Annotated in this window: 12 protein-coding genes; 11 read left to right on the forward strand and 1 reads right to left on the reverse strand. The window is 65.1% G+C overall.

Annotated elements, in window-relative coordinates:
- Positions 1-414: 414 nt before the first annotated feature.
- The 11 genes from mraZ to nusB all read left to right on the forward strand — a co-directional run bounded on the left by mraZ (position 415) and on the right by nusB (position 11,786).
- On the forward strand, positions 415-918 hold the full coding sequence (mraZ, locus tag V8352_RS00945; RefSeq protein WP_336422372.1) for a division/cell wall cluster transcriptional repressor MraZ: 504 nt from the start codon (positions 415-417) through the stop codon (positions 916-918).
- Between the two features lie 3 nt (positions 919-921).
- Positions 922-1,926 carry a 16S rRNA (cytosine(1402)-N(4))-methyltransferase RsmH gene (gene rsmH, locus V8352_RS00950; RefSeq protein WP_336422373.1) on the forward strand — a complete coding sequence of 335 codons (1,005 nt, stop codon included), beginning with the start codon at positions 922-924 and terminating at the stop codon, positions 1,924-1,926.
- Complete coding sequence (gene ftsL, locus V8352_RS00955) at positions 1,926-2,285, forward strand: cell division protein FtsL (protein WP_336422374.1); 360 nt, start codon at positions 1,926-1,928, stop codon at positions 2,283-2,285. Before rsmH ends, ftsL begins: the two co-directional genes overlap by 1 nt.
- Positions 2,282-4,081, forward strand: a complete 1,800-nt coding sequence (locus V8352_RS00960) for a peptidoglycan D,D-transpeptidase FtsI family protein (protein WP_336422375.1) — start codon at positions 2,282-2,284, stop codon at positions 4,079-4,081. Before ftsL ends, V8352_RS00960 begins: the two co-directional genes overlap by 4 nt.
- An 18-nt stretch (positions 4,082-4,099) precedes the next feature.
- Positions 4,100-5,599 (forward strand): UDP-N-acetylmuramoyl-L-alanyl-D-glutamate--2,6-diaminopimelate ligase, encoded by a 1,500-nt coding sequence (locus tag V8352_RS00965; RefSeq protein WP_336422376.1) that lies wholly within the window; start codon positions 4,100-4,102, stop codon positions 5,597-5,599.
- Positions 5,596-7,035 (forward strand): UDP-N-acetylmuramoylalanyl-D-glutamyl-2,6-diaminopimelate--D-alanyl-D-alanine ligase, encoded by a 1,440-nt coding sequence (locus V8352_RS00970; protein ID WP_336422377.1) that lies wholly within the window; start codon positions 5,596-5,598, stop codon positions 7,033-7,035. Before V8352_RS00965 ends, V8352_RS00970 begins: the two co-directional genes overlap by 4 nt.
- Complete coding sequence (gene mraY, locus V8352_RS00975; RefSeq protein ID WP_336422378.1) at positions 7,036-8,118, forward strand: phospho-N-acetylmuramoyl-pentapeptide-transferase; 1,083 nt, start codon at positions 7,036-7,038, stop codon at positions 8,116-8,118.
- Between the two features lie 23 nt (positions 8,119-8,141).
- On the forward strand, positions 8,142-9,551 hold the full coding sequence (gene murD, locus V8352_RS00980; protein ID WP_336422379.1) for a UDP-N-acetylmuramoyl-L-alanine--D-glutamate ligase: 1,410 nt from the start codon (positions 8,142-8,144) through the stop codon (positions 9,549-9,551).
- Positions 9,552-9,620: 69 nt separating this feature from the next.
- Positions 9,621-10,754 (forward strand): 3,4-dihydroxy-2-butanone-4-phosphate synthase, encoded by a 1,134-nt coding sequence (ribB, locus tag V8352_RS00985; protein ID WP_336422380.1) that lies wholly within the window; start codon positions 9,621-9,623, stop codon positions 10,752-10,754.
- A 4-nt stretch (positions 10,755-10,758) separates the two neighbouring features.
- Positions 10,759-11,304, forward strand: coding sequence for a 6,7-dimethyl-8-ribityllumazine synthase (locus V8352_RS00990; RefSeq protein ID WP_336422381.1), 546 nt, complete (start codon positions 10,759-10,761; stop codon positions 11,302-11,304).
- A complete protein-coding gene (gene nusB / locus V8352_RS00995; RefSeq protein ID WP_336422382.1) occupies positions 11,301-11,786 on the forward strand; it encodes a transcription antitermination factor NusB in 486 nt (161 codons plus the stop codon). The genes V8352_RS00990 and nusB overlap by 4 nt, the downstream gene beginning before the upstream one ends.
- A 97-nt stretch (positions 11,787-11,883) precedes the next feature.
- Here nusB and rpoH read toward each other — a convergent pair whose 3' ends face one another.
- Positions 11,884-12,783 (reverse strand): RNA polymerase sigma factor RpoH, encoded by a 900-nt coding sequence (gene rpoH / locus V8352_RS01000; protein ID WP_336422383.1) that lies wholly within the window; start codon positions 12,781-12,783, stop codon positions 11,884-11,886.
- Positions 12,784-12,823 lie beyond the last annotated feature (40 nt).

Genomic DNA, 12,823 nt, shown 5'->3' on the forward strand with positions numbered 1-12,823 from the left:
TTTTTGACCTAATAGTAAGCTAGGTGCTGCGTTCTCTCACATTTTCGTGTCACATGATCTTGTTTTGTACTCGTGTGGATAACTACATCCTGTACCTGATGCCTGCATTTTTTTGTTGCGTGCCATGAATTCCCATGTCATCCCTATAAGCGTGATGAGGACGGAACGAAGACAAGGGACACCAAACGATCCCGAATAAAATAACCAAAGTCAGGTTTCATACAGGCATCCGCCTTCATCCGAAACGAAGAGATCCGGCGCGCAGCGAGCAGACATCCCCCCAGGTGGCGCGCGTAGCTGGACACCCCGCTCAGCGGGACGAGGGCGGCGGATTGGGCAGTGGCAGCAGCTCAATCCGTCGTTTTCGTTTGAGGGGCCGACTTTTCAAACGGGGCAAGGCGAGGGGCCGCACGCGTGGCACGCAGGTTCAGAGGCGAAAGCCATCACAAGGTCGACACGAAGGGCAGGGTCTCGATCCCGGCCCTGTTTCGCCGTGTGATAGAGGCCTCGGACCCCAATTGGAAAGAGGGCCTCGCGCCCGAATTGGTCATCGTCTATGGCGATCATCGCCGCAATTACCTGGAATGCTACACGGTCGAGGCCATCGAAGAGGTCGATTCCAAGATCGACGCGCTTCCGCGCGGCTCCAAGGACCGCAAGATCCTTCAGCGCCTGTTCCACGGCCAGTCCTTTCCCACCACGATCGACGATACGGGCCGCCTTGTGCTGCCGGCCAAGCTGCGCGCCAAGATCGGCCTCGAGAACGAGGCGTTCTTCATCGCGGCGGGCGACACCTTCCAGATCTGGAAGCCGGAAACCTATGAAACGCTTGAGGCGGCTGAGACCGAAGAGTGGCTGGACGAGCAGCACGAAGATTTCGATCCGCTGATCCTCCTGGATGGCGCCAAGGGGGAATAGGCGATGTCCGATGCTGCCGGTCCCTCAGATAAATCCCCTGACGATGCCCCCCATATTCCTGTTCTGCTCAACCCGCTGATCGCGGCGGCGTCGCCCATTGAAGGCATCTGGCTGGACGGCACCTTGGGTGCGGGCGGCTATGCGCGTGCGCTGCTCGAGGCGGGCGCGGCGAAGGTGATCGGCGTCGACCGCGATCCGGCGGCTCTGGCGCTGGCCAAAGAGTGGGCCGCGCCCTACGGCGCGCGGGTCGAACTGGTGGAGGGCGTGTTCTCCCGGCTGGACGACTATGCGCGCGATCTCGACGGCGTGGTGCTGGACCTCGGCGTCAGCTCGATGCAGCTGGATCAGGCCGAGCGCGGCTTTTCCTTCATGCGCGACGGGCCGCTCGACATGCGGATGAGCCAGCATGGCCCCACTGCCGCCGATCTGGTCAATACCGCCGAAGAGGGCGAATTGGCCGATATTCTCTATCTTTACGGTGAAGAACGCGCCAGCCGCCGCATTGCCAAGGCGATCCTGCGTGAGCGGGCCATCGCGCCGATCACCACCACGTTGCACCTCGCGGGGATCGTCGAGAAATGCCTGCCGCGCTCAAAGCCCGGTCAGGCACATCCCGCGACGCGCAGCTTTCAGGCGATCCGCATTGCCGTGAATGACGAATACGGCGAGCTGATCGGCGGCCTCGAGGCGGCCGAGCGCGCGCTGCGGCCCGGCGGTGCGCTGGCTGTGGTCACCTTTCACTCGATCGAGGATCGCATGGTCAAACGCTTCTTGCAGGACCGCACCGATGGCGGCGGCGGCGGCAGCCGTCATGCGCCCGCACAGGCCGCGCAGCCGCGCCAGTTCACCCAAGCGAGCCGCAAGGCGATCACGGCGGACAAGGCCGAGTTGGCAGCCAACCCGCGCGCGCGCAGCGCCAAGCTGCGCGTGGCCATTCGCACCGATGCCGCGCCCGGGGTGACGGATCGCAAGGCACTGGGTATGCCACTGCTCAAAGGGGGAAAGTGATGCGCAGTCTGTTCTTTGTTTTTAGTGCGTTGGCGGTCATCGGCCTTGCCTATTGGGCCTATTACGAGAATTACCGAACGCAGGCCGCCATCAGCCACGCCGAGCGGTTGGAAGACCAGATTTCAACCGCGCGCCAGCGGTTGCGCGTTCTCAATGCCGAGTGGGCCTATCTCAACCGGCCGTCGCGCCTGCGCGAGCTGGCGGACCTCAACTTTGACCGTCTGCGCCTGATGCCGCTCGACGCGCAGCAATTCGGGCGGATCGACGATGTGGACTATCCGCCCGAGGAGGATCTGCGCATGGACCTCTCGGGCCTCGTCGCGGTGACCAACCAATCCTCAGAGGAGGCCGCAGAATGATCCGCACGCCGCTGCGCCCGCTTGCGCGCATCCTGCCAGCCCGCGCCAAGGGCGAAAACCCCGACGCGATCGAGCGCGAGAACATCCGCCTGCGCCATGAAGAGATGCGCGACAAGGCGCGCCGACGTGCCGAGGGACGCCTGCTGGTGCTGGGGGCGACGTTCTTTTGCGCCTTTGCCGTCATTGGCCTGCGCATGGGCGTGCTGGCCCAGACCGAGCCTGCCGAGCCGCGCACCAGCGCGGCGGGCGCGGGCATTCTTGCGCAGCGCGCCGACATCGTGGATCGCGCCGGGCGCATTCTGGCCACGAATTTCGACACACACAGCCTCTATGCCCAGCCGCATGAAATGATCGAGCCCGAGCGCGCGGCCAAGGCGCTGGTCGAGATCTTTCCCGACCTGAAGGAAGAGCGCCTGCTCAAGGATTTCACGGGCAAGCGCAAGTTCCTCTGGGTCAAGAAGAAGATCAGCCCCGAGCAGATGCAGGCCGTGCATGACATTGGCGAGCCGGGCCTTCTGTTCGGGCCGCGCGAGATGCGTCTTTATCCCAACGGCACGCTGGCGGCGCATGTGATGGGCGGCGCGGGCTTTGGTCGCGAGGGGGTGCATGCCGCCGAGGTCATCGGCGTCGCGGGCATCGAAAAGTATTTCGACGACCGCCTGCGCGATCCGGCACAGAATCACGAGCCGCTGACACTGTCGCTGGACCTGCCGGTGCAGGCGGCGGTCGAGCGGGTGTTGGCGGGCGGCATGAGCCTGATGAACGCCAAGGGCGCTGCCGCCGTGCTGATGGATGTGCAGACGGGCGAGGTCATCTCGATTGCGTCCTTGCCGGATTTCGACCCCAATGACCGCCCGCGCGGGCTGATTCAGGGCAATGCGGCCGACAGCCCGCTTTTCAATCGCGCGGTGCAGGGCGTCTACGAGCTTGGCTCGACCTTCAAGATTTTCGCCACCGCGCAGGCAATGCAGCTGGGGATGGTCAGCCCCACGACCATCATCGACGCGTCTCCGCCGATGCGCGTGGGCGGCTTTCCGATTGGCGAGTTCAACCGCAAGAACTATGGCCAGATCAGTGTCTCGGACGTGATCGTGCAGAGCTCGAACCGGGGAACCGGGCGCATTGCGCTGGGCATCGGGGCCGAACGTCAGCAGGAGTTCCTGAAATCGCTTGGCTTTTTCGACCCCGTGGATTTTGAGATGATCGAGGCCAGCGGCGGCAAGCCCCTGCTGCCAAAGCGCTGGACGGAGTTGTCGACGGTGACCATTTCCTACGGCCATGGCCTTTCCTCCAGCCCGCTGCATCTGGCGGCGGGCTATGCGGCCATCGCCAACGGGGGGCGCTACGTCAAGCCGACGCTTCTGAAGCAGGACCGGCCGCAAGAGGGCGTGCGTGTCATGTCGGCCGCCGTTGCCTCCGAATCGCGCAAGATGCTGCGCGGGGTCGTGACCGAAGGCACCGCGTCGATGGGTGAGGTGCCGGGCTACGCCGTGGGCGGCAAGACGGGAACAGCCGACAAGCCCAAGGAAAACGGCGGCGGCTATTACGAGGACAAGGTGATCGCCACTTTCGCCTCGATGTTCCCGGCGGATGATCCGAAATACGTGCTGATCGTCACACTTGACGAGCCGGTCGAGACATCTGGCGACAAACCGCGCCGCACAGCGGGCTGGACGGCGGTGCCGGTGGCGTCGGAAATCGTCGCGCGCATCGCGCCACTGCTGGGGCTGCGGCCCAAGATTGAACACACGCCGTTGGCTGATATAACGCTGACATCCATGGCAGATGGCGACTAGGCAGCAGGCGAGGCGGATATGAGCGGCGGGCAGGCACGGACATTGGCGCAGCTGGGCCTTGCGGCCACGGGTGCGGCGCAGGCACGGGTGACCGGGCTGGCGATCGACAGCCGCAAGGTTGAGGAGGGCACACTCTTTGCTGCCCTGCCGGGCACGCGGGTGCATGGCGCCGAATTCATCGAATATGCGCTGCGCATGGGCGCCTCGGCCATTCTGACCGATGCCGAGGGCTCGCGGATCGCCAAGGAGGCGCTGGAGGGCGCGCGCGCCGCGCTGGTCGTGACAGAGGATGCGCGCGCCGCGCTGTCCTGCGCTGCCGCGCTCTGGTTCGGCGCACAGCCGGAGGTTATGGTGGCCGTGACCGGGACCAACGGCAAGACCTCGGTTGCCAGCTTTACTCGCCAGATATGGCAGGCGATGGGCCTTGAGGCGATCAATGTGGGCACCACCGGCGTCGAGGGCAGCTATGCCGCGCCGCTGGCGCATACCACGCCCGATGCGATCACCTTGCACAAGGTGCTGGCCGATGCCGCCGATGCGGGCGTGACCCATGCGGCGATGGAGGCGTCGAGCCACGGCCTCGATCAGCGCCGCCTAGACGGGGTGCAACTGCTGGCGGCCGCCTTCACCAATTTCAGTCAGGACCACCTCGACTATCACCATACTTTCGAGGCCTATTGGGGCGCCAAGGCCGCGCTTTTCACCCGCGTTCTGCCCGAGGGCGGTGTCGCGGTCATCAACATGGACGACGAACGCGGCGCCGAAATGGCCGATCTGGCCGAGGCGCGCGGGCAGGACGTGCTGCGCGTCGGGCGGCACAATACTGCGCAGCTGCGCCTGCTGAGCCAGCGCTTCAACCCCACGGGGCAGAGCCTGCGGTTCTCATGGCTCGATGAAATCCAACAGGTCGATCTGCCGCTGATCGGCGGGTTTCAGGGCGAGAATCTGCTCCTCGCGGCGGGCCTCGCCATTGGCGCGGGCGCGGATGCCGCGCGCGTGTTTCAGGTGCTGCCCGAGATGGAGACGGTGCGCGGGCGGATGCAACTGGCCGCAACACGGCGCAGCGGCGCGGCGGTGTTTGTCGATTTTGCCCATACGCCCGATGCGGTCGCAACCGCGATCGAGGCGCTGCGCCCGCATGTCATGGGCCGCCTCGTTGCCATCATCGGCGCGGGCGGCGACCGCGATCCGGGCAAGCGGCCGCTGATGGGGCAGGCCGCCGCCAGCCACGCCGACCTCGTGATCGTCACCGATGACAACCCGCGCAGCGAAGATCCGGGCGCGATTCGCGCCGCTGTCATGGAAGGCTGCCCCGATGCCGCGAATGTGGGCGATCGCGCCGAAGCGATCCTGCGCGGCGTTGATGCGTTGGGGCCGGGCGATGCGCTGCTGATCCTCGGCAAGGGGCATGAGACGGGCCAGACGGTGGGCACCGACGTTCTGCCCTTCAACGATGCCGAGCAGGCCAGCGTCGCGGTCATGGCGCTGGATGCCGCCGAAGCGGGGGAGGGCGCGTGAGTCTTTGGACCGCCGCCGAGGCCGCCGCCGCAACAGGCGGTCGCGCGCAGGGTGACTGGCGGGCAAGTGGCGTCTCCATCGACACCCGCACGCTGGTTCCCGGTGATCTATTCGTTGCGCTGAGCGCGGCGCGCGACGCCCATGATTTCGTGGCGCAGGCGCTGGAGGCGGGCGCCGCCGCCGCGCTGGTCAGCCGCGTTCACGAAGATGTCGCGCCGGATGCGCCGCTTTTGATCGTGCCCGATGTGCTGAAGGCGCTCGAGGATCTGGGCCGCGCGGGCCGCGCACGTACGCAGGCCCGCGTTGTCGCCGTGACCGGATCGGTGGGCAAGACATCGACCAAGGAGATGCTGCGCGATGTGCTGTCGGGGCAGGGACGCACCCACGCCGCCGAGGCCAGCTACAACAACCATTGGGGCGTTCCGCTGACGCTTGCGCGGATGCCCGCCGATACGGAATTCGCCGTGATCGAGATCGGCATGAACCACCCCGGCGAGATCGCGCCGCTGGCGCGCATGGCACGCCCTCATGTGGCCATGATCACGACGATCGCCGCGGCTCACCTTGAGGCGTTCGACAATATCGAGGGGATCGCGCGGGAAAAGGCGGCGATCTTCGAGGGCCTCGAGCCGGGCGGTGCTGCGATCGTGAATGCGGACCTTCCCACCACGCCCATTCTGGTCGAGGCGGCCAAGCGGGCGGGCGCGCGCATCGTCACCTTTGGCACCGGCAGCGACATGTATCGCCTCGGGGCCGTCAGCCTTGCCGATGACCGCACCATCGTCAGTGCGACGATTGGCGGCGCGCCGGTGATCTTCAAGATCAGTACGGCGGGGCGCCATTTTGCGATGAACGGTCTTGCCGTGCTGGCCGCTTGCGAGGCGCTGGGCGGCGATACCGGCCTTGCGGCGCCCGATCTGGCCCGCTGGCAACCGCCCGCCGGGCGCGGCACGCGCGAGGTGCTGCAACTCGACAGCGGGGATGAGGACTGGACGCTCGACCTGATCGACGATGCGTTCAACGCAAACCCTACCTCGATGGCCGCCGCCGTCGAGGTGCTGGCCGCCGCCGCCCCGCGCGACAATATCGGGCGCATCGCCAAGGGCCGCCGCATCGCGATCCTGGGCGACATGCTGGAACTGGGGCCGGACGAGGCCGAGATGCACCGCGCGCTGGTGGATCTGCCGCATCTGGCGTGCATCACCACGATCCACTGCGTCGGCCCGCGCATGCGGGCCCTGTGGGAGGCCCTGCCACGGGTGCAGCGGGGCCAGTGGTACGAGCGCGCAGAGGATCTGGCGCATAAGGTGCATGGCGTGATAGACGCTGGCGATGTGCTGCTGATCAAGGGATCAAAGGGCAGCAAGGTCAGTGTCATCGTCGATGCGCTGCGCAAATCGGGGCGCGCTGGGCGCCCTCAGACGAGGGATGATTGAATGTTCTACTGGCTCACCGCCCTGTCCGATGGTGGCGATTTTTTCAATCTGTTCCGCTATATCACGTTTCGCACGGGCGGCGCCTTCATGACCGCGCTGATCTTTGGCTTTCTGTTTGGTCCGCCCCTCATCAACGTGCTGCGCAAGCGGCAGGGCAAGGGGCAGCCGATCCGCTCCGATGGGCCTGAGGGGCATATCTCGAAGGTGGGCACGCCGACGATGGGCGGTCTGCTGATCGTGGGCGCGCTGCTGACCTCGACACTGCTCTGGGCGCGGCTGGACAACCCCTTTATCTGGATCGTTCTTTTCGTCACCATTGGCTTCGGTATCATCGGATTTGCCGATGATTACGCCAAGGTGTCCAAGCAGAACCACAAGGGCGTGCCGGGCAAGCTGCGCCTCGCGCTTGGCTTCGCGATTGCTGCCGTCGCCGCCTATTGGGCAGCGGCCTATCATCCGGCTGAGCTTCAGTATCAATTGGCGCTGCCGGTGTTCAAGGATACGCTCATCAATCTGGGCCTCTTCTTCGTGCCGTTTTCGATGATCGTCATCGTCGGCGCGGCCAATGCGGTGAACCTGACCGATGGGCTTGACGGGCTTGCTATCATGCCGGTCATGATCGCCTCGGCGACGCTGGGCGTGATCGCCTATGTCGTGGGCCGCGTCGATTTCACCGAGTATCTCGACGTGCATTACGTCGATGGAACGGGCGAAATCCTGGTCTTTGTCGCGGGCCTTGTCGGGGGCGGTCTTGGGTTTTTGTGGTATAACGCGCCGCCCGCCGCCGTCTTCATGGGTGATACCGGCAGCCTTGCCCTTGGCGGGGCGCTGGGTGCGATTGCTGTGGCGACCAAGCATGAGATCGTGCTGGCGATCGTCGGCGGCCTCTTTGTGGTCGAGGCGCTTAGCGTCATCATCCAGGTGATTTACTTCAAACGCACGGGCAAGCGCGTGTTCCTGATGGCCCCGATCCACCACCATTACGAGAAAAAGGGCTGGGCCGAGCCGCAGATCGTCATCCGGTTCTGGATCATTGCGCTGATCCTGGCAATGATCGGCCTTGCAACGCTGAAGGTGCGCTAGGCGCCAATGGCCGGGGGGCATCCATGATACCAGTGCAAGGATTTGAGGGCGCGCGGGTCGCGGTGCTCGGGCTTGGCCGCTCGGGCCTGTCGGCGGCGCGCAGCCTTGAGGCGGGCGGGGCCGAGCCGGTCTGCTGGGACGACAACGAGGCGGCCCGCGCCAAGGCCGAGGAGTACGGGCTGGAGGTGCTGGACCTTGCTCGCGAGGGCGCGTTTCATGGCATCGCCTGCCTGATCGTCAGCCCCGGCATTCCGCATCTCTACCCGGCGCCCAACCGCATCGTGGCGGCGGCGCAGGCTGCGGGCGTGCCGGTGGATAATGACATCGGGCTCTTCTTTCGCTCTTTTGCATCGGGGGACTGGGCCGATTTCGCGCAGCCGCCGCGCGTCATCGCGGTGACCGGATCAAACGGCAAGTCGACGACCTCGGCGCTGATCCATCACATTTTGCGCGAAGCAGGGCGCGATGCGCAGCTGGCCGGCAACATTGGCCGCGGCGTTCTGGATATCGACCCGCCCGAGGATGGCGGCGCGGTCGTGCTGGAGCTGAGCAGCTATCAGACCGAGTTGGCCCGCGCCCTGACGCCCGATATCGCGATATTTACCAATCTCAGCCCGGACCATCTGGGCCGGCACGGCGGCGTTGGCGGCTATTTCGCGGCCAAGCGTCGCCTGTTTGCCGAGGGCGGTCCGGATCGCGCCATCATCGGCGTGGACGAGGCCGAGGGCCGTTTCCTTGCCGGGCAGTTGAGCCAGGGGGCGGCGGATGACCGCGTCATGCGCATCTCCGTTGCCGAAAAATTGACCGGGCCGGGATGGCAGGTGTTCGCGCGCAAGGGGTTTTTGTCCGAATACCGCAAGGGGCGCCAGGCGGGCAGCATTGATCTGCGTCCCATCAAGGGTCTGCCGGGCGCGCATAACCATCAGAACGCCTGCGCTGCCTATGCCGCCTGCCGCGCCATGGGCCTCGCGCCGCGGGTGATCGAGGCGGGCATGCACAGCTATCCGGGGCTGCCGCACCGCAGTCAGGTGATCGCCGAGGCGAACGGCGTCACTTACGTCAATGACAGCAAGGCAACCAATGTGGATAGCGCGCTCAAGGCGCTGCAAGCGTTCAAGAACATCCGCTGGATCTGCGGCGGGCTGGAGAAGGAGGGCGGGCTGAGCGCGCTGGCCCCCGCGCTGGCCAATGTTGCCTGCGCCTATGTCATCGGGCGCGAGGCCGCGCATTTCGCCATGCAGCTTGAGGGGGCCGACGCGCAGGTCTGCACCACCATGGAAGAGGCCGTGCGCCGTGCCCATGCCGATGCGCAACCGGGAGACACGGTGCTTTTGGCCCCGGCGGCGGCCAGCTTCGATCAATACGACAGCTTCGAGCGGCGCGGCGAAGACTTCGCCGCCTGCGTGGCGGCAGCACTCGCCTCTGGTCAATAGCGCCGCCCCGCGCTATCTGGGCGGCGAATGATACCATTCGTCAAACCGCAGAAACCGTTGGGGGGTCACATGGCCGAGAGCACAACCTATAGCACACCCGGACCGGTCGAGGCGGACCTGCGTTCTGCAATGTCCCCCACCAAAGAGATCATCGCCGAGGCGCGCGCTGGCCGCATCTTTATCCTGGTCGATCACGAGGACCGCGAGAATGAGGGCGATCTGGTCGTCGCGGCCGAGTTTGCGACGCCCGAGGCGATCAATTTCATGGCCACCCATGGGCGCGGCCTGATCTGCCTGCCGATGACGGCCGAGCGGGTGGACCGTCTTGGCCTGCCGATGATGGCCGTCAACAATTCGTCGCGCCACGAGACACCCTTTACCGTGTCGATCGAGGCGCGCGAGGGTGTAAGCACCGGGATTTCGGCCCCTGACCGCGCCCATACGGTCGCCACCGCCATCAACGAGCAGAACACGATGGCGTCGCTGGCGACACCCGGGCACATCTTTCCGCTGCGCGCCCGCGAGGGCGGCGTTCTGATGCGCGCGGGCCATACCGAGGCCGCCGTCGACATCGCGCGGCTGGCCGGGCTGAACCCCGCAGGCGTGATCTGCGAAATCATGAAGGCCGACGGCACGATGGCCCGCCTGCCTGATCTGATTGAATTCGCCCAGGAACATGGCCTCATGATCGGCACTATCAGCGACCTGATCGCCTACCGCCACAAGCACGACAACCTCGTGCGCGAGCTGCGCCGCGAGCAGGTCACGGCCCATATCGGCGGCGCATGGGAGATGCGCATCTTTGCCGATCAGATCACCGGGACCGAGCATGTCGTGCTGGTCAAGGGCGATCTGAACGATGGCGCGCCGGTGCTGGCGCGGACCCACGCGCTGAACGCGCTGGAGGATGTCTTGGGCATCGGCGGCGCCCCTGCGGGCAAGCTGCGCAGCGCGATGCAGATCATTGCCGACGAGGGCCGCGGCGCGATCTTCCTGTTCCGCCAGCCGCGCCCGGAACTGGCCGAAGAGCTGGACGAGGACGGCCCCCGCACGGTCAAGCACACCGGCCTTGGCGCGCAGATCATGTCGACCATGGGCATTCACGAGCTGGTGCTGGTGACGGACAACCCCGAGACGCGCTATCTGGGCCTTGATGCCTACGGCATTTCCATCACGGGTACCCGCCCCCTGACCAAAGGATAACGCCATGGCCGGCACCGAATACACCATGCCCCGCGCCGAGCTGGACAAGCCCGCGAAACTGCTGATCGTCGTCGCGCCGTTCTACCGTGACATCGCCGACAATCTGATCGCGGGCGCCATCGCTGAAATCGAGGCGACCGGCGCAAGTCACGATCTGGTCGAAGTGCCCGGCGCGCTGGAGCTGCCGAGCGCCATCGGCATCGCAGAGCGGCTCAGCAATTTCGACGGCTACGTCGCGCTGGGCTGCGTCATTCGCGGCGAGACGACCCATTACGAGACAGTCTGCAACGATTCCAGCCGGGGCATCACGCTGCTGGGCCTTCAGGGGCTTTGCATCGGCAACGGTATCCTGACGGTGGAAAACCGCGACCAGGCCGAGGTGCGGGCCGATCCGGCCCAGATGAACAAAGGGGCAGGGGCCGCCGCCGCTGCCTTGCATCTGATCGCGCTGACCCGTAAATGGGGCGCTCCGCGCAAAGGCGTCGGCTTCATCCCCGGCGCGGACGAGATGCATATCGCGGGCAAACCCAAGGATAACCCAAACGCATGACAAGCACTGCGGCCCCCATATCCGGCAATCAAAGGCGCAAGATGCGCTCGGCGTCGCGGCTCTATGCCGTGCAGGCCCTGTTTCAGATGGAGCATTCGGACCAGAGCGTGAATGCGGTCTATCTCGAGTTTCTCGACCACCGCTTTGGCGCCGAAGTGGACGAGGGGACGGACATGATCGAGGGGGATGAGGATCTCTTTCGCATGGTGCTGGACCGCGCTGTCGATCAACAGCGCCCGATTGACCAAATGACGGACCGGGCGCTGGTAGCCAAATGGCCCATTGCGCGGATCGATCCAACGCTGCGCGCGCTGTTCCGTGCGGCCGGGGCCGAACTGATGGGCGAAGAGACGCCTCCACGGGTCGTCATTACCGAGTATGTGGATGTCGCCAGCAGCTTTTTCCCGGACGGGAAGGAGCCGAAGTTCGTCAACGCGGTGCTGGATCACATGGCGCGCGAGGTGCGGCCCGAGGCGTTTTGAGGTGGGCTGATACTCTTTGATCGGCTTATAGCCCTTGAATTGAAAAACGCCGCGCCTGTTTCAGACGCGGCGTTTTGCATTCTTGTCGGGATCGGGTTCACTCGGCGTCGGCCATCATGCCTTTTTCCTGCGCAAGTGTGCGCATCCGCTCCTGCAACTTTTCAAAGGCGCGCACCTCGATCTGGCGAATCCGTTCGCGGCTGACGTCATATTGACCGCTCAGCTCTTCGAGGGTGACGGCCTGATCGCTCAGGCGGCGCTGGGTCAGCACGTCTTTTTCGCGCTCGTTCAGCACATCCATCGCTTCGGCCAGCATCTCGCGGCGCGCGGTCAGCTCGTCGCGCTCCTCATAGTCGGTGGCCTGATCGGCGCCCTCATCCTCGAGCCAGTCCTGCCATTGCATCGTGCCCTCGCCCTCGGAGCCGACCGTGGCGTTGAGCGACGCATCGCCCCCCGACATGCGCCGGTTCATCGAGACGACCTCGGCCTCTGTCACACCAAGATCGGTGGCGATTCGCTTGACGTTCTCGGGGCGCAGATCGCCCTCCTCAAGCGCGCCGATGCGGTTCTTGGCCTTGCGCAGGTTGAAGAACAGCTTTTTCTGCGCCGAGGTGGTGCCCAGTTTCACAAGGCTCCACGAGCGCAGGATGTATTCCTGAATGCTCGCGCGGATCCACCACATCGCATAGGTCGCAAGGCGAAAGCCCTTTTCCGGGTCAAAGCGCTTCACGGCCTGCATCAGGCCTACGTTTGCCTCTGAGATGACCTCGGCCTGCGGCAGGCCGTAGCCGCGATATCCCATCGCGATCTTGGCCGCGAGGCGCAGGTGCGACGTCACCATCCGGTGCGCCGCTTCCGTATCCTCCTGCTCGACCCAGCGTTTGGCGAGCATGTATTCCTCTTCGGGCTCAAGCAGCGGAAACTTGCGGATTTCCTGCATGTACCTGTTCAGTCCGCCTTCCGGCGTCGGTGCCGGAAGATTTGCATAATTTGCCATCTCATTGCCCCTTTAATGTCGCGTATGTTTACGACGTTAA

This window comes from Roseovarius sp. D0-M9 (assembly GCF_037083805.1).
Lineage (GTDB): Bacteria > Pseudomonadota > Alphaproteobacteria > Rhodobacterales > Rhodobacteraceae > Roseovarius.